This window comes from Streptosporangium sp. G11 (assembly GCF_051192615.1).
Classification (GTDB): domain Bacteria; phylum Actinomycetota; class Actinomycetes; order Streptosporangiales; family Streptosporangiaceae; genus Streptosporangium.
This window is the reverse complement of sequence record NZ_JBPJUQ010000039.1, coordinates 1-20,515: the sequence shown is the minus strand read 5'-3', so window position 1 is coordinate 20,515 and position 20,515 is coordinate 1. Positions and strand designations below refer to the sequence as shown.

Sequence of the window (20,515 nt, the reverse complement as noted above, 5' to 3'; positions counted from 1 at the left end):
GGGACACGTTCAGCCTCGGAGGGGGACGTCGGAGGCCTCGCCCGAGATGCGCAACCCCTCGGAAACGGCCTTGACCTCGGTCAGTTTGAGGTTGTACGGCAGTTTCCCGATTGGGATGCGGTAGTTGATGAACCGCTCGGGATCGGGCACGGGGATGCCTCCGCCCAGGGTCACCTTCCCGGGGACGAGCTGCAGGCCGCCTTCGACGATCTTGACCTTGAGATCCGCCTTCACGGGCACCTTCTGCCCCAGCACGGTGATCTCCCCGCTGACGTTGAGCGCGTCACCCGCGACGGCGACCTTGATCCCGCTGGGTGCTCGCTGGTTGAGGGTCTCCACCGAGACGACCACCGTCCCCTCCACGCGCTCGGCGCGCATGTCCACCTGCTGGGGACGGAGCACCAGGTCCTCCAGAGGGGCGGTGACGCCTTGCAGGGTGAAGTCGACACTCGCCAGCCGGACACCGGAGACGGTCATCCTGCCCGCGGCGACCTTGACCTCCTCGTAACGCCCGGCGATCGCCTGGGTCAGGAAGGGGATGCCCTCGATCGTGACCTCGGGCGGGGCCGAGAGGTCGTACTTGGCCGTGGCCTGCGTGGCGATCTCGCGCTGGACTCCCGTGACCGCGACCCTGTCGAGGATCACGACGAGAACGAGAAGTACGAGGAGAAAACCGATCAGCTTGCGCATCCGACTCCCTGTTCGTTCCCTGGCCCGAGAGGGGGGCCAGTGGCGTGACCTCCCCTCGCAATCCTGTCCGAAACGCCGCGCCGGTGGTAGCGTCCACCCGCTCAGCCGCCCGCGAAGGGGGGAAGCACCTCGACCGTCGCCCCGTCCGTCAGGACGATCGTCTCGTGGGCCCTCCTGCCCACCGGATCCCCGTTCACCAGGAACGACGATCGGCTCATCACACGAGCGAGCCTGTCACGGTTAGATGTGATTTTGGTCATCAATTCGGCAAGAGTTGCGGCCTCGGAATGCTCCTCCGCGATGCCCGCCGCCTCCTTTGCCGCAGCCCAATATCTGACAACGACCTTCGCCATCTACGAATCAACTCCCCAAACACACGTAGGGTTACCGTGCCATTACGGCGAATTCACCCGGAGAACGGGTGTTCACCAGGTGGACGTTCGCTGGACGCTGTGGCCCTGTGGGTTATCCTCACCTACTACGGGACCTGGGCAACGTAGCCCCCGGGTCCTTACGTGTTTGTACGGCTATCGCCGGCATGACGCGGGAAGGAGGCATCGTGAGCAATCTCCTGCTGCTCACCAACGCCCTTGAGCCCTCAACTGAGGTGCTTCCGGCGCTGGGGCTACTACTGCACTCGGTACGGGTCGCGCCCGCGGAGGCATCCGCCCTGCTCGACGCCCCGCCCGCCGACGCGATCCTGGTGGACGCGCGCCGCGAGCTCGTCCAGGCCAAAAGCCTGTGCCGGCTGCTGCGCACCACGGGCGTCGCCTGCCCCCTGGTGGTGATCGTCACAGAGGGCGGTCTCGCCGGGCTGACCGCGGAGTGGGGTGCCGACGACGTCATCCTCGACACCGCAGGACCCGCCGAGGTCGAGGCGCGGCTCAGGATGGCCGTGGGCAAGCTCAACCTGTCCGCCGCCGAGGAGGTGCCGGACGAGATCCGCAACGGTGACCTGTCGATCGACGAGGCCACCTACACCGCCAGGCTCCGAGGCCGCGCGCTGGATCTGACCTTCAAGGAGTTCGAGCTCCTGAAGTACCTGGCCCAGCACCCCGGCAGGGTCTTCACGCGCGCCCAGCTCCTCCAGGAGGTCTGGGGTTACGACTACTTCGGCGGCACCCGCACCGTGGACGTCCACGTCCGGCGGCTCCGCGCCAAGCTCGGCGCCGAGTACGAGGCGCTGATCGGCACGGTCCGCAACGTCGGCTACCGGTTCGTCCCCGAGCGCGGCAACGAGCCCGTCGAGGAGCGCGAGCCCGTCCGCCACTAGGGATTCCGCTTCCCGGGAGTCTCAGGGCTCCCAGGAGTCGCCGGGAACGATCGTGGCACGTTCCCGCCCCGCGGCGGTTCTCGCGAGGGCGGGAACCGGGCACGCCCGGGTATGCCGGGATGCGCCGGACGCCTCACGACGTACGGCGAGACGCCCCGATCACGAGGCACACAAGAGGCCCACCGGACGCGTCCGGTGGGCCTCTCGCGCGTTTCACACCTTCACGGTGTGTCACGCCTTACGACGTACCGCGATCACCACGGCGTGGCGTGCCTTCCGCCCGCGTTACGGAACGACCGTGATGTGGTTGGGCACCGGGGGCGTGATCGACGGGTTCGCCGCGAAGTGGGCGGCGAAGGCGTCGATGTCCAGCGGGCCGCTCCACAGGTCGGTGCCGTCCCTGAAGGCGAGGAACGCGTCGCCGCCGCCGACGAGGAAGTTGTTGGCGGCGACCCTGATCGTCTGCGTGTCCGTCACGGCGACACCGTCGATCTTGATGTCGGAGACCTTCGAGCCCCACGCCGCGCTCGCGCTGTAGGTGTAGGTGAAGTTCGACGACGGCTGCAGGATCTTGGTGAACGCCTGGGCGTTGGGACCGCCGACGAACTGCTGTTCCAGAACGGTCTTGAGCTGCGCGCCGGTGAGCGTGACCACCTGCATGAGGTTGTTGAACGGCTGGACCGTGAACGCCTCGCCGTAGGTCACCACGCCGTCTCCCTCGCCGGCGGGCGAGCCCGCGTAGGTGAGGCCGGCCCGCACGCCGCCCGGGTTCATCAGGGCGATCTGGGCGTTGCCGCCGGTCCTGGTCGCGGCGAGCTGGCCGTCGGCGATGAGGTTGCCCAGGGGGGACTCCCCGGAGGCCACGGCGGAGTTGGTGATGTCCGCGGTGATCCTGCCGATCGGCCTGTTGGCCACCGACGCGACGCGGTCCTTCCACGTCTGGACGAACGCGGTGATCTCCGGGTCGGGGGTGACGGTCCTGGTCACGACCTGGTTGTCGGCCGCGACCGAGGAGCGCACGACGTCGCGGGTCCTGACGTCCACCTGGAAGTCGACCTTGGTGATGACCCGGCCGAAGGAGCCGCCCTGGCTGTAGAGGCGGGTGCCGCCCCTGGGGTCGGCCACCGTGCACAGGTACGCCTGGTGGGAGTGGCCGCTGAGGATCATGTCGACCTCGGCGTCGACCTGCGTGGCGATCCGGTTGCCCGCGCCCGGCTGGGCGCTGCACGCGTCGGGCGACTGGCCCGCGAGGACCTGGTCGCCCTCGTGCACGAGCACGACCTGGGCCTTGACGCCGACGATCTGGAGAAGCTTGGACGCGACGTTCGCGGCCTTCACCTCGTCGATGAACTCAAGGTCCTTGATGCCCTCGGAGGTGACGATGTTCGGGGTGGTCTGGGTGACCAGGCCGATGAAGCCGATCGGCACGCCGTTCATCCAGCGGATCGCGACCGGGGGCAGCGCGGGGATGCCGTAGTCCTTGAGGAGGTTCCGCAGCGAGCTGCTGTTCGTCCCGCCCAGCGCCTCCAGCGCCTGCTTCTCCGCACCCCGCGCCGGCCGCTTGAAGATGACGTTCGCGCCGATGTAGCTGAACTTCGCACCCTTCCACTCACCGGCGGGCGAGCAGCCGTCCACCGGGTGGCAGCCGCCGTTCATGATCCGCTTGAGCTCGGCGTACCCCTCGTCGAACTCGTGGTTGCCCACGGCGGAGGCGGTGACGCCCACCTTGCCGAGGAACTCCACCGCGGGCTCGTCGTGGTAGGCCGCGGAGATCAGGGGACTGGCGCCGATCAGGTCTCCCTGGGCGACCTTCAGCGTGTTCTTGTCGGAGAGCTGCTTGAGGTGGGTGGCGGCGAACGCGGCACCGCCGGCCTCGACCGTGGCTCCGGTCTCGTCGACCATGCGGCCGGACGAACCGGTCGGCGGCTCAAGGTTGCCGTGGAAGTCGTTGAGGGAGAGCAGGCGGACCGGCACCGTCTTGGCGGGCTTGGCGGGCTTGTTGCCCGCCTGGGCCGGTCCCATCGCGAGCACGAGACTGGCCCCGGCGAGCACGCCCGCCATGGCCAACCGCTGGAAGGAACGAGACATCATGAACCACGACACTAAAGGGACTACCTGTGCAAGGAATGACCGAGAGGTAACGATTCACCCGGCGGGCACATGGCGCCTTTTGCCAGTCCCCGGTGAACTCCGGAAACATGTGCCCGCTTAGAGTCCACAGCATGAACGTGCGTGTGGAGTACCGGGGGCCGCTCGGCGAACAAGAGGTGTCCGACGTCCTCGCGGTGGTGGAGGCGGCCACGGAGGCCGACAAGGTCAGACCGCTCAACGAACATGTGATGCTGCACCTGCGCTACGGCGGCGACGAACGGGCCGGAGCCGTGCTGCTGTACGCCGGGGACGACCTCGCGGGCTACGCCCACGTCGACCCGACCGACCCCGTCGAGGGACCGAGCGGGGAACTGGTCGTCCACCCGGCGTTCCGCGGGCGGGGATACGGGCGGCGACTGCTGGAGGCCGTGCTCGACCACACCGGCGGGCATCTGCGCCTGTGGGCGCACGGCGGGCACCCGGCCGCCGAGGCCCTCGCCCGGTCGGCGGGCTTCGACAAGATCAGGTCCCTGTGGCGGATGCGCCGCTCCCTGGCCTCGGAGATCCCCGGCTTCGACCTTCCCGAGGGGGTGCGGCTGCGCACGTTCGAGCCCGGCGCCTCCGACCGGGAGGCGTGGGTGGCGCTCAACGCCAGGGCCTTCGCCCAGCACCCCGAGCAGGGGGCGTGGACGACCGAGGACCTGGAGCGACGCGAACGGGAACCCTGGTTCGACCCGGCCGGATTCTTCCTCGCCGTACGAACGGGTGAGCCCGGGGGCGGCGACCGGCTGGTGGGCTTCCACTGGACCAAGGTCCACGGTGACGGCGACCACGCGCACGAACCCCTGGGAGAGGTCTACGTCGTCGGCGTCGACCCCGCGGAGCGGGGAGGCGGCCTGGGGAAATCACTGACCCTCGCGGGCCTGGCCCACCTGCGGTCGCGGGGCCTGAGCCAGGTGATGCTGTACGTGGACGAGAGCAACCCCGCGGCGATCCGCCTGTACGAGGGGCTGGGCTTCACCCGGTGGGACGTCGACGTGATGTACCGGAAGTAGGGACGTCTCCCGCGTGACGTACCGGACGTAGAGACGTCCCCGCGTGACGTACCCGAAGTAGAGACGTCCCCGCGTGACATACCGGAAGTAGAGAGGTGTCCCCGCGCGACGTAGCGGACGTGAAGCGGGGACTCACCCCGGACGCGGGACGCGCCGGACCGGGTTCACCCCCGGTCCGGCGCGGTCGCCCGAGGACTACTCGACCATCCAGTGGAGCGCGAAGTAGGACAGCGCGGCCACGAACGCGGAGGCTGGGATCGTGAGGATCCAGGCGGTCACGATGTTGCCCGCGACGCCCCAGCGCACGGCCGACAGGCGCTTGGTGGCGCCGACGCCCATGATCGCGCTGGTGATCGTGTGGGTGGTGGAGATGGGGGCGCCGAAGCCGATGGCGGCCGTGTAGAGCACGGTCGCCGCGGCCGTCTCCGCGGCGAATCCCTGCGGCGGGTCGAGCGCGATGATCCGCCGCCCGAGCGTCCGCATGATCCGCCAGCCGCCCGCGTACGTGCCGAGCGAGATGGCCGTGGCGGCGGAGAGGATGACCCACTGGGGAATCGGGTCGCCGTCGTTCTGGTAGCCGCCGACCACGAGGGCCAGGAAGATGACCCCCATGGTCTTCTGCGCGTCCTGGAGGCCGTGGCCCAGCGCCATCGCCGCCGCGGACACGGTCTGCGCGTGGCGGAAGCCCCGGTTGGTCTTCGTGGGCTGGGAGCGCCGGAACCCCCACAGGATTCCGATCATGATGAGCCCGGCGAGGGTGAAGCCGATCAGCGGGGACAGGATCATCGGGATGACGACCTTCTCCAGCACCCCGTTCCAGTAGACGGTGCTCGTCGAGGCGAGCGCGGAGCCGACCAGGCCGCCGACCAGCGCGTGACTGCTCGACGAGGGAAGGCCGAAGTACCACGTGACGAGGTTCCAGGTGATCGCGCCGATCAGACCTGAGCCGACGATGACGAGGCCGTGGCTTCCCTGTGGAGGGTCGATGATGCCCTTGCCGACGGTCGCCGCCACCTGCGTACCGAGATGCGCACCCAGGAAGTTCATGGCCGCGGCCATGAACAGCGCGGCCCTCGGCGTCAGCGCGCGCGTCGAGACGGAGGTCGCGATCGCGTTCGCGGCGTCGTGGAAACCGTTGGTGTAGTCGAACACCAACGCCACGACCACCACGCCGATGACGAGTGCGAGCGTGAGATCCACTTAGCTTTCCTTGACCGCGATCGACTCGATCGTGTTGGCCACGTGCTCGAAGGCGTCGGCGGCCATCTCGAGCTGATCGATGACCTCCTTCATCTTGAGGACGGTCAACGCGTCGTACTCCCCGCCGAAGAGCTTCGCGAGAAGGCGTCGGTAGACCTGGTCGGCCTGGTTCTCCAGCCGGTTGATCTCGATCCAGTACTCGTTGAGGTTCTTCATCGAACGCAGCCGTGGCATGGCCTCGGCGGTGAGCTCCGCGGCGCGCTCCAGGACCTCGACCTGCCGGACGACCTCCTTGGGGAGGTGGTCGATCTGGTACAGGACGATCAGGTCGGCGGCCGCCTCCATGTAGTCCATCACGTCGTCGAGGTTCGAGGCGAGACGGTAGATGTCCTCGCGGTCGAAGGGGGTGATGAAGCTCTCGTTCAGCCGATTCATGATCGCATGAGTGCGCTCGTCACCGGCGTGCTCACATGCGCGCATCTTCTCGGCCAGGGCTTCCCTGTCCGATCCGTCACTGATGATCTCTACCAGCAGACGGGACGCTGTGACGAGGTTGTTCGCCGAGTCGGCGAACAAGTCGTAGTAGCTGTCCTCACTTGGTGTGAGACGCAAGCGCACGTCGTTCTCCAGATGTGCGGGGATGGTCCGCAGAGAAGGGTACGGGTTACCAGCGGAAATGCGAACTTCACCCGCTAGACGCACACTCTTCGCGATGTCGTTACCCGGCGGGTACCCGGCGACACACAACCTGAGGCAGTCTTGCGAGCATCTTTCCGGTGACCGTTTTTGCTAGTTTTCGGCCACATTATGCCGAAGACAGGTCACGTATGGGACTCTCTCCCCCGGATCACCGTCCGGTACGTTGCCCGCGCTCCCCTCCGGATCCCCCGCTTCCACGACGTTTCTCCGAGATCTACCAAGATCGAACGGATCCATGACCCCCCGTGAACAATCAGGGTGATTTCCATCACGGCCCCTCACTAAACCGTATTCAGGTCACCCTGACGGCGCGCGCCGCACCGCACCCCCGCCGGAGGCCGCGAAGATCAGATGGGGGTCTGGTGGAAGTTGAGGTACGAACGGCTCGGCGTCGGCCCCCGCTGCCCCTGATAGCGCGATCCGTACTTCTCCGAACCGTAGGGAAACTCCGCCGGAGAGCTGAGCCGGAACATGCACAGCTGGCCGATCTTCATACCGGGCCAGAGCTTGATCGGCAGCGTCGCGACGTTGGAGAGTTCCAGCGTGACGTGCCCGCTGAACCCGGGGTCGATGAACCCGGCCGTCGAGTGCGTCAGCAGCCCGAGCCTGCCCAGCGAGCTCTTGCCCTCCAGCCGCGAGGCGATGTCGTCCGGCAGCGTGACGACCTCGTACGTACTCGCCAGCACGAACTCCCCCGGATGCAGGATGAACGGCTCGTCCTTGTCCGGCTCGACCATCCGCGTCAGATCAGGCTGCTCGACCGCCGGATCGATGTGGGGATATCGGTGGTTCTCGAAGACTCTGAAATAGCGGTCCAGGCGTACGTCAACGCTGGACGGCTGGATCATCTCCGGCTGGAAGGGATCGATCCTGACCCTTCCGGCCTCGATCTCAGCGGCGATGTCACGATCGGAAAGCAGCACGTGTGGAACCTACCAACGCCGCGGCCGTGAATCCCGCTCCCGGCAGAGACGCACGAATCTTGCTCCGGGGAGGGACGAGAGTCGCTCAACTTTCCGCTAGAGTGGTGACGCGCGGCACGCCGCACGCGGGTGTAGTTCAATGGCAGAACATCAGCTTCCCAAGCTGACAGCGCGGGTTCGATTCCCGTCACCCGCTCCACACACAAAGGCCCAGGTCAGGATGCGAATCCGAACCGGGGCCTTAGTTGTTTTCTGAGCCTCTTCGATCTTCCGTGCCCGTTACGTGCCCGATGCCGGTGGATCTTCTTTCTTGAGAGCGGCTTCGGCGAGCTTTCCCATGCCGTCGGCGATCATCTGATCCCGCCCGTTCTCGGTGTGCAGATAGATCAGCGCGGCCCGCGTGGTCGAGTGCCCCATCCGGTTCATCAGCTCCCGCAGCGTCGCACCCGACTGCGAGGCGAACGTGTTGCCCGTATGGCGAAGGTCGTGGAAGTGGACGCCGGAGAGGTTCGCCCCCTTCAGCGCCTTGGCCCAGATCCGGCTGAAGGCTGGCCGCCGCAGCATCGCGCCCTTCGCACCGAGGAAGACGAACGCCTCGTCATGCTCGTCGGTGTACGTGTCGAGGTGCACGCGAAGCTCCGAGACCACCACCTCGGGAAGGGCGACCGTCCTCGTACCGGCCACGGACTTGGGCAGGCCGACGGTTACCGACCCGTCCTTGAGTTCGGTGGTGGAGGCCACGACCCGGACCATGCGGGCATCCAGGTTGAGGCTCTTGCGCCGGAGCGCCGCCAGCTCACCCCACCGCAGACTGCCGAACGTCGCCAGGAGCACCAGCGCTCGGAACCGTGGTTCGATCGCACCGGCCAGCGTGAAGACCTGTTCCATGGTGAGCGTCGGACGCTCGGGCGACTCCTCCTTACCGCCGCTCTTGATCTGGCACGGGTTGGACTTGATCATCTTGTCCTCCACGGCTGTGTTCATGATCGCTTTGAGCAGCCGGTACGCCTTGGCGACGGTGACCGGCCCGACTCCCCCGTCCAGGAGCGTCTTGCGCCACTTGCGCACGTGAGCCGCCTTGATCTCACTCACGGCCAGGTTGCCGAAAGTCGGGACCAGGTGCAGGCGGAGAAGGCCCTCGTAGAGCTGGACCGTCTTGGGCCGCAGGCCGGGGCGCTCGTTCACCCAGTCGGAGCCGTACTCCTTGAAGGCCACCTTGCCGAGGTCCGGATTGCTCCAGTCCTCCATGAGGATCTCGGCCTCCTTCTTGGTCAGCCAGACCTCCGCGTCGCGCTTGGTCGCGAAGGTCTCCGGGGCCGCCCGATCGATGTCATCCGGTCCCCTGTAACGAGCCTGCCACCGGCCGGACGGGAGTTGCCGAACGCGCCCGAAGCGCCTCTTGGCCGACTTGCCCTTGGCGGAGTTCCAGGGCTCCTCCTCAGGGGTGGCGAGTGTGGTCCTGGCCATTACGCGGCCCTCCTGCGTCGTGTGGTGGTGATCGGTTCGACCAGCCCGGCAGCGATGAACGCCTCAAGCGCGGCTTCGGGGATGCGGACGTTGCGTCCGACGTGGATGAAGGCGATCCGCCGTTCCTCGATCAGGCGACGAGGGAAGCGGACCGACGTGTTCAGCCGTTCGGCCGCCTCTTCGACGGTGAGCAACCGGCCTTGAGCAAGTTCCGGGAGAGGCGAGGCAGGCTCTTGCCTGGTCTTCCTGGTCATGCCGCCACCTCCAGTCCCGGAGTTGCCGAAAGGTCTGGAACAGGGAGGCCGTCCGCTCTGGCCTGGAGTTCGATCAGGCGTGCGCGGGTGCGCTGGCGGTTGGCGACCTCGCGTAGCAGCCGTTTGGCCAGCGGGGTGCGGTTGGGGTCCTTTGAGGAGACGGGTCGCCAGACGTAGCGGTGCGGGTCGGTCACCGTCTCGTCGGGCAGGCCGAGCATGTCGAGCACCCAGGCCCGCCGGTCCTGCTTGTGTTCGCGCAGGGTCTTGTTCGACCACTTACGGGAGACCAGGACGCGGCGGCCCGCGTAGCCGAGGTGTTCGGCCTTGTGCGCCTTGCCCTTGCACCGGCCCGGCAGCATGGCCGCCTTGGCACCCTTGGGCTGCACGCCGTACCGCAGCCAGTTCGGACAGGTCGGCGAGCACGGTTCGTAGCGCAGCGCTTCGACCATACGAGTCGCGTGGTCTCGGCGAGCGTGGTTGTCCGGGTCCTCAGGGTCGAGGGGGTCGCCGAGGCTCTTGGTCAGGTACTTCGACAGGTAGCCGATGCACTGGTCAGCATCCGGCGACCCGGCGAGCACACCCTGAACATCGACCTGAGTTCCGAAGCGCACCACGTGCAGCGGTTCGGCCGCCTCGTCGGTGCCGAGCTGGTCGAGCGCCTCGTCCCAGGTGGGCAGCAGTTCCCCGGTGGCCGGGTCGAGGTAGTCGCCGGCCTGCCCGTCCGGGTAGGGCTCAGCCCGTTCGGCCCGCTCACTCCAGACCGGCAGATGGTCACCGTCGAAGCGGACCTCATCCACGGACGGCCACCACACTTGGTGGTAGGTCGCGGCGGCGATGGCCTTGACCTCCGCACGCGGCATGGTCCCGCGGATCGCCATGTGCAGATGCGGGGCGAGCCGCTTCTGTGGTTCGACCGAGGCGAAGTACTGCACGTCATAGCCCGCCACCCGGCGCAGGTTCTGCACGAACCGGTCGACGAGCTTGGAGAAGTGCAGGGCATCCCGAGCCGCCGCCGCGTAGTCGTACGCACTCGGGTTGACCGGGACGCCGTTGCGAACGCGTCCGTAGGAGGGAAGGGTCAGTGTGACGAACAGGGATGGCCGGTAGACTTTCCCGTCGGAGGCGATAAAGGTCCGCCCGAGGGTCGTGTCCTGCTTGGCCTGCTTGGGCAGGTCCGGGGCGTCCTGACGCCGCCTCGTCGAGCGCGAGCGCTTGGGAGTCGACCGCCCGCCCAGGACGTTGCCCCGCATCCCAGCGGCATTGATCTCCGCATCGATCCCGGCTATCGCCTCGTCCCAGTCAAGGGTGTCTTCCCCATCCCTCTCGGCCTCGTCGCGCTTGGCCTGCACGTCGGCCCGGAACTCGATCAGCCACCGCTGGTCTTCGGTAGAGGGGTTGGGTTCGGCGATCGGTTCGTGGTCGAGGTGCCAACCTTCCCGACACTGTGCCCGGCGGAGCTGGCGATTGCGGTTGGCACACGGCGGGCACTTGGCCTCCTGCGTGGCGCCGCAGGGGATGTTGAACGACTCGGAAGTGCCGGTGTGGGTGTCGAGGCGCCGCAGTTCGATCGGGCGGATGCAGACGCCGTTGTTCTTGGCGACCTCGATCGCGACGTCCAACGCGAACGGCAGGGTGTCACGGACGAGGCGGGGCAGGGTGCGGTCGGAGCCATCCGGCGGGGTGATGGACGGTGGAGCAGGAGGGGTATCGGTCACATGGCCTCCTCTCGGTCGACCACGTCAGCGGTGATCCGGCAGGCGTCGCTGTAGGGGTCTTTGCGGAGCCGAGCGGTGTCGAGATCGACGATCACCGTCACTTCGGCGAGGTCTGAGCCGTTGGACGTCCGCAGCCGCCGGAAGGGCAAGCCCTCGATCTCGGCCGGGGTGCCATACAGGATGACTCTCATCAGGCCCCCTCAACCATCAGCGGCAGCGTGTCAGCGGTGAACACGGCGACCATGTCGCGGATATCGGCATCGGAGACGTAGCCGGCACGGGCACGCATCGGCTCAGGTGAGGTCTCCAGACGGGTGTAAGCGATGCCCGCGCCGAGGTCCGGTTGAGGTGAGATCAGGTCGGCCAGCGCGCCCCGATCCCGAGCACCGTCGCCGAGGACCATGTCCACCTGTTCGGACTCGTCCAGCCGCAGCGCGATCTTGTCGGGGAACAGGTTGCGGATGCTCAGCACGTCCTTGCGCGGGTCCTGCAACGCCGCCAGGACGCCGACTCCCACCGCACGACCCTGCGTGGTCAAGGTCGCCAGCGCTGCCGAGATGCGGAGCTTGAGCCCCTTGTCGGACTGATAGGCCGTCAGGAACGCCACCTCGTCGACCACCACCAAGACGAACGGGTCATCGACGGTAGAGACGTGGTTGCGCTGGACTCCGGCGAACCGGCCCGCCCTCTCCTGCATGATCTTCACGGCTGCTTCCAGCAGATCGGCGCACGTGGCCGGGTCGGCGGCGTAGCGGTCGAACAGGTCACGGCCGAAGGACAGTTCCATGAGCTTGGGATCCAACGCCCAGATCTGCACCAGGCCCACGCGGACGGCAGGCAGCAGGCCCCGGATGGTGGACCAGATGATCGAGCCCTTGCCCGCCCCGGTGGCCCCGGCGACCAGGACATGAGTGCCGTGGACCTTGAGCCGCCACGGGGTGCCGTCCTCCTGCTTGCCGATCTCGACCGGCCCCACCGACGCCACGGCGGGAATCGGTAGAGCGGGTAAGGGGACGGCCAGCGGGTCGCGCCGAGGGAAGGCCAGCAGCAGACGGCCCGACCGGGCGACGGTCACCCGGCATGAGGTGGCGCCGAATCCATGGGCCAGGTTCTCGATGCGGTCGGACCAGTCCTTGACCGACTGTCCGGCGAGCATCTTCACCGTGACCAGGTCCGCCCACGAGGTGCAGGTGACACGGACGAGGCGGGGCAGGTAGTCACGGCCCCGCAGGTGACGGCCGAGACCGGAGACGATCATCACCGGTTGCCAGTGCCGCCGGTAGATCCACACCCGACGCCACCAGGCCAGCAGCCGCCAGCCCACCAGGCGCAGGAACGAGGCCCGATCGACCAGCCGCCACGTGGTGAGAGCGACGGGCACCAGGACGAGAAGCGCGACACCCCACTGCCAGCCGTACAGCCAGCTCAGCGCGCCGGGGGCGACGGCGACGGGTGAGGCGATCGGATAGCGCCACAGCAGCCGCACGGCACCGGCCAGCAGCCGCCAGGTGAAGATGACGATGGTGACGATGGCGGGGGTCTTGAGGACGGCCGGGCGGAACACCACAGCCGTGTCGGGGGTCGTGGTGACGAGGTGTTGTGCCTCGTCACCGGGCAGTTTTTTGAACATAGGCTTGAGCCCTCTCTTGATTCGCTGTCTGGGGAGACGAGGGGCCGCCGGAATGCCAGTTCCAGCGGCCCCGCTTACGTGTCAGGCCGCTTTGCCCTGGGGGGACTCGTTGGCCTGGTCGGGGGTGGTGAACTTGCTCTCGACCGAGCGGGCGAACTGGTCGGCCTCGTGGGCGAGCTGGCGGGCGAACTCGACGTCGGAGGCCGTCACGAGGTCGCCGGCCGAGGTGGTGACCAGGAGCGAGACGGCGCCGAAGTCGAGCGCCAGGACCGGGGTCCGGGCCGGGTAAGGGTGGTTGGTGGCGCGGGCGCCACGGCCGGTGTTGAGGGTGATGGTGCTGATGCGGTGAGTCCTGCGACGCGTCATCAGGCGACGTCCTTTCCAGAGGTGGAGGTGTACTTGGCAGGTGCGGGAGCGGAGGCGGCGGGACCGGTGCGCGGAGCGCGCATCTCGCGGACCTTGATGGAGTAGGCGAGGCGTCCGGCGCCGTTGACGTACGGGGTGGCGGTGACGTGGTCGAACTCGACCGGGGTGAAGGGCAGATCCGGCATCGGGGCCGGCGGGACGGGCTGAACCGGAGCGAGGATCTTGACGGCCACGGTCTTCTGTCCGGGCTTGACGGTCGGGTCGGCGTCCATGACCGCGACCTGCCAGACGAGTTCTCCGGTGGTCTTGTCGCGGGACTGGACGAAGCGACCGTTGGTGGAGGCGTCGAAGTCCTTGACCGCCTCGACCTCCCCGACGACATAGCAGCCGTGCGGGAAGACCTGGGCGAAGCTGACGGGGATGGGTCCTTGCAGGGCCATGATGGCACTCCTCTTATCAACTGACAGGCACTTAACCTATCAAGTGCTTTGAGAATAAGAGAGCCCGCTTGGTAGGTCAAGTGCCTAAGAGTGTTCGTCTTGGACGGCAGCCACGAAGCGGCAACGACTCGATGTCACTTGGCTACCGCGCCCGTGCTCATCTCGTAGATCCGAGCGAGAATTCAGATCATGGAGTCAGAGGCCCCGAGGTCGCGAGTCTGGAGTGGCGCCCTCTTGGTCATCCTGGCCCTGGTCTGGTTACTGGGCCCTCTGTACCTGTTTGCCAAGGGGATCGCCGCCGCTTGGGACCGCCCCTTCATCGACCACGAACGGGCCGCAGGATTAATGACAGCTGCCGGAATCGTGATGGTAGTGGCACCCATGGCAGCGAGTGTTGTCGCATGGCAGACCAACCGAAAAAACGCCCCCTGGCTGTTCGGCTTCGGGGCGATTCTCTCCCTGATGATCGTCTTGCTGTTCATCGGGAGCAGTTAGGGCGGCCCGACTCCACCGTCCTGCACGCCGGCACCGTCCGCTTACTGCATTGAGCACAGCAGCGGACGGCGGGTAAGAAGTAGCTTCCCGGGAGAAGCTCAGGCGATCGGATAGGCATCTTCCAACTCATGGCGATCGGCTGGAAGAAGCACTTCCGCCACGACGAGGGCATGACCGGCCGCATCGCGCACCGCCGCGTAGACGCACAGCAGCGGGACGTTCTTCGGCATGCCGAGCCGCTTGACCTCCTCGGTGGTGGGCATGCGCGCGACGATCTGTTCCACGATGTGGTCGAAGCGCACCCCCTTGCGCGACTGGAGATGTTCGCGAAGTCCCTCGGCCAGCAAGTCAGCGCTGGTCAGGTCGGTGCCCTCGGACAGTTCCAGTGGCATCCACACCGAGACGATTTCGGTCGGTTCGCCGTTCCGGCTGACCAGGCGACGCCGCAGGAACACCTTGCTCTTCGGGGCGATGTCCAGCAGGGCCGCGATGCGGTTGGGTACGGCCAGTGCCGCCGCCTCCACCACCTCACCGTCGGAGGCATTTTCTGGACCGGTCAGGTACGCCTGTCCGGGGCGGGGCTGTTCCATCGAGGTCATCGCCGGGCGACCACGCACGAAGCGGCCCTTGCCCTGCTGAGAGTCGATCCAGCCCTGTTCGCGTAACACGCGCAGTGCGGCGACGACGGTGGGCCGGGAGACACCGAACTCGTTGATGAGCTGGTTCTCACTGGGCAGGAGTGAGCCCGGAGGGTAGTCCCCCGACTCGATGCGCCGTTGAAGTGCCTGAACAAGCTGGGCGTACTTCGGAGGCACGGACTCTAATGACATTACGACCGTCCATCACCCGACAGGTTGTTTGACCAAGTCAGAGCGTAACCTGGCCTCCCCCTGCCTGTCACGTCACCGGAAGGCAAGGGGAGCGAGAGCAGAGAAGGTCCCGGCAGGCAGAGAGAGGGAAGAAGGGCGCCGCGGTTACACGGGTGGGGCCGCATACGCCGTCTCTGCTACCTGCCGGGACGTGATCAGACGCGACGGGGCAGCGGCAACGCTCTTCGGTGCCCTCCGCACCAAAGGACACCACCCCGCCGCGCCCGCCTATCGACCGACGTAATCGGCCAGAACTTGGGCAGCGCCCACCACGTCGCTGATCGAGTGGCGCTTCTCGGCCGACTGCCAGGAGTAGAAGGCACCGCCGTAGCCGACGAACACCCACACCGGCAGGCCGACCTGTGGACGGGGAATCATCAGCGCACTGTCGTTGTCGCGCAGTTCGGCCCGTACGCCGAGCCGCAGCAGCGCGTTCCGCAGCCGGGTAAGGGCATGCGCCTCGTTCTCCTGGCGTTCCTGCTGAAGGCAGGCCGCAGCGGTCTGCATGATCGGGTTCATCTCACGTTCCTTTCGACCCGGCCGGTTGCGAGGCAGTCGAGACATTCCTGTTCTCCCTGCGTCTCGGGATCACCACCGCTCTCGCCGACGAGAAGGGCACGGCGCGAGCTGCGCAGCTTGGTTCCACGTCCCCGGCACGCGGGGCAGGGGCGTGTCTCGCTGGTCTCCTCTGGCCGGGTCACCGTCGCCATCTCCTCGAATTTGATCCGCGTTCCCTGCGGCGGAAAGCGGGCTGACGTACCGTGTTGCTTGATGGCAAGTCCACCGGCAATTCGAGAACGGCAGGACCCCCAAACGGCCCCCCTGAATCCCCCCTCTTGAGCCCCCAGCCGGGAGGAAGGCCCTAGATGCCCGACAACATCCCCAACGTCCAGCTCCGAGCGTGGCGTAACGAGCACCGCCTGACGCGCGCCGAACTGGCCGACCGGATCAACGCGACGCCGACCGGCATCAGGGAGTCCCTGGCGTGCGATGAGGAGCGCATTCGGCGCTGGGAGGCCGGAGAGGTCAGGTGGCCCCATTCGCCGTACCGGCTCGCCATCACCCAGTTGACCGGACTTCAACCCGAAGACCTGGGATTCCGGCCGAACAGACGCGGGGCCGGCCAGCTCATCGAGGCCACCAGCATCATTCCCATGGACGCGTTGCGGGCCGAGGCCGACCTGTACGGCACCATGGAACTCGCCCAGCAGCTCCAGGCGTCCGACGTCGGAACCGGCACGCTCGAAGCTCTCGCCGAGGCCGTCGACCTGCTCTGCCGTGCCTACCCCGTCGTTTCGGCCGCCACGTTGCGCGACCGGACCCAGAAGCGTCTTTCCCAGGTCAATGGCCTACTCGGCGGACGCATCACCCTTGCTCAGCACCGGGAACTCCTCGTCATCACCGGATGGCTGACGGCCTTGCTCGGGTGCGTTCACTACGACCTGGGAGAACGCGAAGAGGCCGAGACCGCCCGACGTGCCGCTTACGAGATGGGCCGCCAGGTTGGGCACGGTGAACTCATGGGATGGGCACACGAGATGTCCGCGTGGTTCGCCCTGGTCGAGGGCCGCTATGAGGACGTGGTTACCTCCGCCCGCATGGGCCAGGCTGTCGCCGGCCAATCCAGCGCCCAGGTTCAGCTCACCTTGCAAGAGGCCCGCGGACTGGCCCGAATCGGCGACCGCCGCGAAGCCGACAAGGCACTCACCCGCGGAGCCGACGCACTCGCCACACTCCCGCTCCCCGGCAACCCCGACCATCACTTCGTGTTCGATCACGCCAAGTGGGTCTTCTACGCCGCCACCGCCTACACCTGGCTTGAGGACAACGACCGAGCCGAAGAACACGCGCGGGAAACCATCCAGATGCACACCCGCCCGGACGGCACGTCCAACGCCCCCATGCGGGTCGCCGACGCACACATCGACCTCGGCATCGTCCACGCCCGACGCGGCGACCTTGACGCCGCAGTGGAACAAGGCATGGCCGCATTCGACATCGAACGCAAGTCCCTCACTGACCTCGTCAACCGTGCCGCAGACCTCGACCGAGTACTACGCTGGCGCTACCGACGCGAGGCTCTGGCCGAGGAATTCCACGAACGGTACATCACAGCCCGCAGAGCGCTTATCGCACACCGCCCCGAGCTACTCGATTAACGCTTACCTGGTGAAGCCGACCGATGTTTACTTCCGAAAGTCACGAAGGCTACCTAGACCGCTTCACCGAAAGCATCACCAGCACTATTCCCAACACAAAAAATACACACGACAGTACGAGCAATGCCAGGTCCGGCCCAGATCCCGACTCCATCACGTCTTGACCCAGCGCTCCCGTGACGCCAAAGGCCGCTATCAGAATCACTCCCCACCCATAGCGTCGAGGCTTACGGGGGTCACGGGGAAGGAAGGGCAGACGAGGCACCCGATTGGCCACCAACGTATAGACGCCAAGCGCAGCAATCAGGCATGAGACCCCCAACAGAATTACCTGCGTCACTCTGAGATCCATCCAGATCAGCTCCTTCGCCATTCAGACAAACCGGCCTCTGAAAAGAGGTTGCCGAATTGTTCTTGTAGGTATCAAGAGGCGGCGGCGCTGCGCGCCGTCGCCCGGCCCTGCGCCTACCAGCGCATGCCGGGCATGCGGCCTGGGGGCCGGTCCCGGCACGCGCGCAGGACTCCGGGCCGTCGCCGCACGCCCGCTGCGCCGCACCCACGTCATCCGCCGGCCACTGGTCGCGCCGCCGCCCTCATGCAGCACGACGATCGCCACGGGGTGGCCGAGTCTGCCGTGGTCGGGGGCGATCGAAGATCCGGGATTCGTTCCTCACCCCGGCTCACCGATAAGCACGGCTTACCTATCGGCACAGGGATCGCATCACCAAGACAGCCGTGGCAATGAACAGGTTCTAGGGTCGCCACTCCTCACGGTATTCAGGGTGCTCAAAGTACGACTGGGCGAGCACTCGAAGGGTGTATGTGAGACCGGCGAAGCGCGCGTCTGCGGGATCCATTGCCGCGTACTCCCGTGCCAGCATGTCGATCAGGTCGAGCATCGGCAGGTGGCTGTCGAGGAGAGCGTCACCGCCGAAGCGGTAGGCCACCTCGGCATAGGCGTGGTTGTCCGCCTGGTTACGGGCGTGGAGAAATTGTAGGAGGTCGATCATGAGCTGATTTTCGTATGACTCGATCCTCTCAGGGGATCAAGCCTCCATCAGACCCGGACCGCTTCACGGTGCCCCACCTGAAGGTGAGGCTTTTCAGGAGTTCCTCGGTCGGCCTGATTCCGGTCAGGTATTCGATGAGGAGGAATGCCGGCCCTCTGTAGAAACGGGGAATCGACGGATAGAGCTTGTCGATCTCCTCCATGGCGTCGGCGAGTTCGTCCGGGGGATCCATGACGAAGGCGTCGTCGCCTCCGTAGAGGTATTTGATCTCGCCGTCTTCGCACCAGTAGAAGTCGTCGGTGTCCTCGACGCCGAGGGCGGTGTGGAAGACGAGGCGGGTGCCTTCGGAGAGCCGGGTGATCAGTTTTTCCTCGATGCCGATCCAATCGGGGTAGAAGATGATGCTCCAGTCACCTACGGAGGCGACTCCGAGGGGTTCCCCCGGGCGTGGCCAGTCGTCGGGTTCGTCGGGCAGGCGGGCGGGTTCGAAGTCTGCGTAGTGGCCGCCGAGGCGGGCAATGGCCTGTTCGGGTGTGGTGCGGAGGTAGATGAAGCCGTAGCACTCCTCGCCGTATTCGCCGCAGAGCCAGGAGACATCGATGGGCTGCATGATCATGTCGTCATGGTGGCAGTCGCCGCCGACAGAAACGTGCCGCTCCGGGAGCGCGATCAACTTATCCATAGCGACCTGTGCTGCACACGCTCGCATTTCCGCCCCCGTGACCTGCTCATCGAGGCACCGACAGTAGGAGCGCACGGGGCCGACTGCAGCCATCAGAAGGCGCCTGTAACCATCACAGCCGACAGGTCACAGGCTTGTCACCTTGGAGGAAGATCTCGCCCCAAGTGTGTCTCTGCCCAATGCTCGCCCAACCGACAGCCAAGGGCCGATTACGAATGACGTATCCGCTGGTCAGAGACTTTTCTCCGGACGTGTGAGGGTGCGCTTCCTAAACCCGGTGTCTTTGCGCGCGCATCGATGTGGGAAGGCGCGGCAGTCGAGGGGTCATGCGCGGGTTGCGCGATATCTACGCGATGATCTCCGCTTCGAGGCTGATCGCAGGGCAATAAGTCCAGGTCATGGGCTGCTGTTCTGATAGCTCCTGGCGGTCTTGAAAACCGCTAAGCCTCCGGCGGGGGCACTTCGGCTCCGGGATGATCGACGTCGCACCATGAAGGCCGTAGATGGTTGAGGTGGAAGCCGGATCTTCCCGCCTGCCACGTCCCAGGCAAGCCCAACATCTCGACTCCTCCGGATCAAGGCCGTCTGTGACCGTTGGCATCCCATGGCCGAGGAACGTCTACCGGCCGGCGTACACGCGAAGACGGCCTTGATCCTCCGTCCCCGAGCTGTTGCCCCTCCGGGGTGGGACGAGGCAGACGGGAAGATCCGGCGGGCGGGGTGGGTGCGTCCGCACGGGGTTCTCAGGCCGTGCCCGTTGCGTGCCCGTCAGCAGAGGGAGCAAGGGGGACTCACGGGTAACCGAAGCACTCCCCCGCAGGTCAGCGTCTCCCCAGCTCAGCGGCCAGGTGCGTTAGAGACTTCCCAAGCTGACAGCGCGGGTTCGATTCCCGTCACCCGCTCCAAGAGCGAAGGCCCAGGTCAGGGATGGATTCCCGACCCGGGCCTTGTTTGTTTCTAAAGCTATTTGATCTTCGCGTGCCATTAGCGTGCCATTAGCTCTCGATCAGCGCACCGGGATCAGCATCCCCGCCGGGCCGTCCTTCTCCTCGTCGTAGCGCCCAATGATCTGCCGGTCTATCGCGTCCGTGATCGTTCTGTCGGCACCCCGCACGGCGTGCTGATAGATCATCGCGGCGCGCACGTTGTCATGACCCATCCGGGCCATCAGATCCTTGAGCCCCGCGCCGGACTCTGCGGCGAGCATGTTGCCCGTGTGACGGAGATCATGGAAGTGGAGACCGGGAAGACCCATCTCTCTGACCACATCCACCCAGCGCGTGCGGGTGTTGAACCCACTGCGCCGAAGCGGGCCGCCCTTGGCACCGGGGAAGACGAGCGCGCCGGGATCCTCCTGGACATAGGTGGCCAGGTGCTCCCGCAGCGCCGAAATGAACCGCGCCGAGTTTCGTGGAGACTTTGATGTACTCCGGCTTTCGTGGAGTCGCTTTGGTTGACTTACATGCCTCCGCCCCCTTGGAGAGGTCGGCATGTCGA

Annotated in this window: 22 protein-coding genes and 1 tRNA gene; 5 read left to right on the top strand and 18 right to left on the bottom strand. The window is 66.4% G+C overall.

Annotated features, from left to right (window positions below; genetic code table 11):
- Nucleotides 1-9 precede the first annotated feature (9 nt).
- Both ACSDR0_RS29770 and ACSDR0_RS29765 read right to left on the bottom strand, forming a co-directional pair.
- Complete coding sequence (locus tag ACSDR0_RS29770; RefSeq protein ID WP_435292218.1) at nucleotides 10-690, bottom strand: LmeA family phospholipid-binding protein; 681 nt, start codon at nucleotides 688-690, stop codon at nucleotides 10-12.
- 101 nt (nucleotides 691-791) lie between these two features.
- Nucleotides 792-1,043, bottom strand: a complete 252-nt coding sequence (locus ACSDR0_RS29765; protein ID WP_435292217.1) for a MoaD/ThiS family protein — start codon at nucleotides 1,041-1,043, stop codon at nucleotides 792-794.
- Nucleotides 1,044-1,249: 206 nt separating this feature from the next.
- Here ACSDR0_RS29765 and ACSDR0_RS29760 point away from each other — a divergent pair, with 206 nt between their 5' ends.
- On the top strand, nucleotides 1,250-1,963 hold the full coding sequence (locus ACSDR0_RS29760) for a response regulator transcription factor (protein ID WP_435292216.1): 714 nt from the start codon (nucleotides 1,250-1,252) through the stop codon (nucleotides 1,961-1,963).
- Nucleotides 1,964-2,248: 285 nt separating this feature from the next.
- Here the strand turns inward: ACSDR0_RS29760 and ACSDR0_RS29755 are convergent, their stop codons facing one another.
- Complete coding sequence (locus tag ACSDR0_RS29755; RefSeq protein ID WP_435292215.1) at nucleotides 2,249-4,054, bottom strand: bifunctional metallophosphatase/5'-nucleotidase; 1,806 nt, start codon at nucleotides 4,052-4,054, stop codon at nucleotides 2,249-2,251.
- 131 nt (nucleotides 4,055-4,185) lie between these two features.
- Here ACSDR0_RS29755 and mshD point away from each other — a divergent pair, with 131 nt between their 5' ends.
- Nucleotides 4,186-5,109, top strand: a complete 924-nt coding sequence (mshD, locus tag ACSDR0_RS29750) for a mycothiol synthase (RefSeq protein WP_435292214.1) — start codon at nucleotides 4,186-4,188, stop codon at nucleotides 5,107-5,109.
- Between the two features lie 195 nt (nucleotides 5,110-5,304).
- On the opposite strand, the gene ACSDR0_RS29745 is transcribed toward mshD, so the two are convergent.
- The 3 genes from ACSDR0_RS29745 to dcd form a co-directional block, all read right to left on the bottom strand.
- The gene (locus tag ACSDR0_RS29745; RefSeq protein WP_435292213.1) at nucleotides 5,305-6,309 is read right to left on the bottom strand and encodes an anion permease; all 1,005 of its coding nucleotides are present in this window, start codon (nucleotides 6,307-6,309) and stop codon (nucleotides 5,305-5,307) included.
- Nucleotides 6,310-6,927 (bottom strand): DUF47 domain-containing protein, encoded by a 618-nt coding sequence (locus tag ACSDR0_RS29740; RefSeq protein WP_030924556.1) that lies wholly within the window; start codon nucleotides 6,925-6,927, stop codon nucleotides 6,310-6,312.
- 428 nt (nucleotides 6,928-7,355) lie between these two features.
- Nucleotides 7,356-7,931: a dCTP deaminase gene (gene dcd / locus ACSDR0_RS29735; protein WP_435292212.1), complete on the bottom strand. Its 576-nt coding sequence runs from the start codon at nucleotides 7,929-7,931 to the stop codon at nucleotides 7,356-7,358.
- A gap of 125 nt (nucleotides 7,932-8,056) precedes the next feature.
- Here dcd and ACSDR0_RS29730 point away from each other — a divergent pair.
- Nucleotides 8,057-8,130 (top strand) — tRNA-Gly (locus ACSDR0_RS29730).
- A gap of 80 nt (nucleotides 8,131-8,210) precedes the next feature.
- On the opposite strand, the gene ACSDR0_RS29725 is transcribed toward ACSDR0_RS29730, so the two are convergent.
- The 7 genes from ACSDR0_RS29725 to ACSDR0_RS29695 all read right to left on the bottom strand — a co-directional run bounded on the left by ACSDR0_RS29725 (nucleotide 8,211) and on the right by ACSDR0_RS29695 (nucleotide 13,803).
- A complete protein-coding gene (locus tag ACSDR0_RS29725; protein WP_435292211.1) occupies nucleotides 8,211-9,398 on the bottom strand; it encodes a tyrosine-type recombinase/integrase in 1,188 nt (395 codons plus the stop codon).
- Complete coding sequence (locus ACSDR0_RS29720; RefSeq protein WP_344890434.1) at nucleotides 9,398-9,652, bottom strand: excisionase family DNA-binding protein; 255 nt, start codon at nucleotides 9,650-9,652, stop codon at nucleotides 9,398-9,400. The genes ACSDR0_RS29725 and ACSDR0_RS29720 overlap by 1 nt, the downstream gene beginning before the upstream one ends.
- The gene (locus ACSDR0_RS29715) at nucleotides 9,649-11,367 is read right to left on the bottom strand and encodes a replication initiator (protein ID WP_435292210.1); all 1,719 of its coding nucleotides are present in this window, start codon (nucleotides 11,365-11,367) and stop codon (nucleotides 9,649-9,651) included. The genes ACSDR0_RS29720 and ACSDR0_RS29715 overlap by 4 nt, the downstream gene beginning before the upstream one ends.
- Nucleotides 11,364-11,558: a hypothetical protein gene (locus ACSDR0_RS29710; protein WP_435292209.1), complete on the bottom strand. Its 195-nt coding sequence runs from the start codon at nucleotides 11,556-11,558 to the stop codon at nucleotides 11,364-11,366. Before ACSDR0_RS29710 ends, ACSDR0_RS29715 begins: the two co-directional genes overlap by 4 nt.
- Nucleotides 11,558-12,997, bottom strand: a complete 1,440-nt coding sequence (locus tag ACSDR0_RS29705; RefSeq protein ID WP_435292208.1) for an FtsK/SpoIIIE domain-containing protein — start codon at nucleotides 12,995-12,997, stop codon at nucleotides 11,558-11,560. Before ACSDR0_RS29705 ends, ACSDR0_RS29710 begins: the two co-directional genes overlap by 1 nt.
- A gap of 81 nt (nucleotides 12,998-13,078) precedes the next feature.
- Nucleotides 13,079-13,363, bottom strand: coding sequence for a hypothetical protein (locus ACSDR0_RS29700; protein WP_435292207.1), 285 nt, complete (start codon nucleotides 13,361-13,363; stop codon nucleotides 13,079-13,081).
- Nucleotides 13,363-13,803 (bottom strand): plasmid replication, integration and excision activator, encoded by a 441-nt coding sequence (locus tag ACSDR0_RS29695; protein ID WP_435292206.1) that lies wholly within the window; start codon nucleotides 13,801-13,803, stop codon nucleotides 13,363-13,365. The genes ACSDR0_RS29700 and ACSDR0_RS29695 overlap by 1 nt, the downstream gene beginning before the upstream one ends.
- A 234-nt stretch (nucleotides 13,804-14,037) precedes the next feature.
- On the opposite strand from ACSDR0_RS29695, the gene ACSDR0_RS29690 reads away from it, so the two are divergent.
- Nucleotides 14,038-14,298: a hypothetical protein gene (locus ACSDR0_RS29690; RefSeq protein WP_435292205.1), complete on the top strand. Its 261-nt coding sequence runs from the start codon at nucleotides 14,038-14,040 to the stop codon at nucleotides 14,296-14,298.
- Nucleotides 14,299-14,396: 98 nt separating this feature from the next.
- On the opposite strand, the gene ACSDR0_RS29685 is transcribed toward ACSDR0_RS29690, so the two are convergent.
- A complete protein-coding gene (locus ACSDR0_RS29685; protein WP_435292204.1) occupies nucleotides 14,397-15,113 on the bottom strand; it encodes a GntR family transcriptional regulator in 717 nt (238 codons plus the stop codon).
- Nucleotides 15,114-15,395: 282 nt separating this feature from the next.
- Nucleotides 15,396-15,686, bottom strand: coding sequence for a hypothetical protein (locus tag ACSDR0_RS29680; RefSeq protein ID WP_435292203.1), 291 nt, complete (start codon nucleotides 15,684-15,686; stop codon nucleotides 15,396-15,398).
- 347 nt (nucleotides 15,687-16,033) lie between these two features.
- On the opposite strand from ACSDR0_RS29680, the gene ACSDR0_RS29675 reads away from it, so the two are divergent.
- The gene (locus ACSDR0_RS29675; RefSeq protein WP_435292202.1) at nucleotides 16,034-17,326 is read left to right on the top strand and encodes a hypothetical protein; all 1,293 of its coding nucleotides are present in this window, start codon (nucleotides 16,034-16,036) and stop codon (nucleotides 17,324-17,326) included.
- A 752-nt stretch (nucleotides 17,327-18,078) separates the two neighbouring features.
- Here ACSDR0_RS29675 and ACSDR0_RS29670 read toward each other — a convergent pair.
- The 3 genes from ACSDR0_RS29670 to ACSDR0_RS29660 form a co-directional block, all read right to left on the bottom strand.
- Nucleotides 18,079-18,336 carry a DUF6221 family protein gene (locus tag ACSDR0_RS29670; RefSeq protein WP_350911119.1) on the bottom strand — a complete coding sequence of 86 codons (258 nt, stop codon included), beginning with the start codon at nucleotides 18,334-18,336 and terminating at the stop codon, nucleotides 18,079-18,081.
- Between the two features lie 28 nt (nucleotides 18,337-18,364).
- On the bottom strand, nucleotides 18,365-18,952 hold the full coding sequence (locus ACSDR0_RS29665; protein WP_435292201.1) for a DUF6461 domain-containing protein: 588 nt from the start codon (nucleotides 18,950-18,952) through the stop codon (nucleotides 18,365-18,367).
- Nucleotides 18,953-20,024: 1,072 nt separating this feature from the next.
- Nucleotides 20,025-20,515, bottom strand: a 491-nt coding sequence (locus ACSDR0_RS29660; protein WP_435292200.1) for a tyrosine-type recombinase/integrase, incomplete at its 5' end; no start/stop codon positions are given.

Bases quoted from the DNA above. Each gene is read 5' to 3' on its own strand.
- ACSDR0_RS29755 (WP_435292215.1), bottom strand. From the start codon at position 4,054: ATGATGTCTCGTTCCTTCCAGCGGTTGGCCATGGCGGGCGTGCTCGCC.
- ACSDR0_RS29695 (WP_435292206.1), bottom strand. From the start codon at position 13,803: ATGGCCCTGCAAGGACCCATCCCCGTCAGCTTCGCCCAGGTCTTCCCG.
- ACSDR0_RS29725 (WP_435292211.1), bottom strand. From the start codon at position 9,398: ATGGCCAGGACCACACTCGCCACCCCTGAGGAGGAGCCCTGGAACTCC.
- ACSDR0_RS29765 (WP_435292217.1), bottom strand. From the start codon at position 1,043: ATGGCGAAGGTCGTTGTCAGATATTGGGCTGCGGCAAAGGAGGCGGCG.
- ACSDR0_RS29665 (WP_435292201.1), bottom strand. From the start codon at position 18,952: ATGATCATGCAGCCCATCGATGTCTCCTGGCTCTGCGGCGAATACGGC.
- ACSDR0_RS29700 (WP_435292207.1), bottom strand. From the start codon at position 13,363: ATGACGCGTCGCAGGACTCACCGCATCAGCACCATCACCCTCAACACC.
- ACSDR0_RS29770 (WP_435292218.1), bottom strand. From the start codon at position 690: ATGCGCAAGCTGATCGGTTTTCTCCTCGTACTTCTCGTTCTCGTCGTG.
- ACSDR0_RS29675 (WP_435292202.1), top strand. From the start codon at position 16,034: ATGCCCGACAACATCCCCAACGTCCAGCTCCGAGCGTGGCGTAACGAG.
- ACSDR0_RS29705 (WP_435292208.1), bottom strand. From the start codon at position 12,997: ATGTTCAAAAAACTGCCCGGTGACGAGGCACAACACCTCGTCACCACG.
- ACSDR0_RS29680 (WP_435292203.1), bottom strand. From the start codon at position 15,686: ATGAACCCGATCATGCAGACCGCTGCGGCCTGCCTTCAGCAGGAACGC.
- mshD (WP_435292214.1), top strand. From the start codon at position 4,186: ATGAACGTGCGTGTGGAGTACCGGGGGCCGCTCGGCGAACAAGAGGTG.
- ACSDR0_RS29710 (WP_435292209.1), bottom strand. From the start codon at position 11,558: ATGAGAGTCATCCTGTATGGCACCCCGGCCGAGATCGAGGGCTTGCCC.
- ACSDR0_RS29720 (WP_344890434.1), bottom strand. From the start codon at position 9,652: ATGACCAGGAAGACCAGGCAAGAGCCTGCCTCGCCTCTCCCGGAACTT.
- ACSDR0_RS29670 (WP_350911119.1), bottom strand. From the start codon at position 18,336: ATGATCGACCTCCTACAATTTCTCCACGCCCGTAACCAGGCGGACAAC.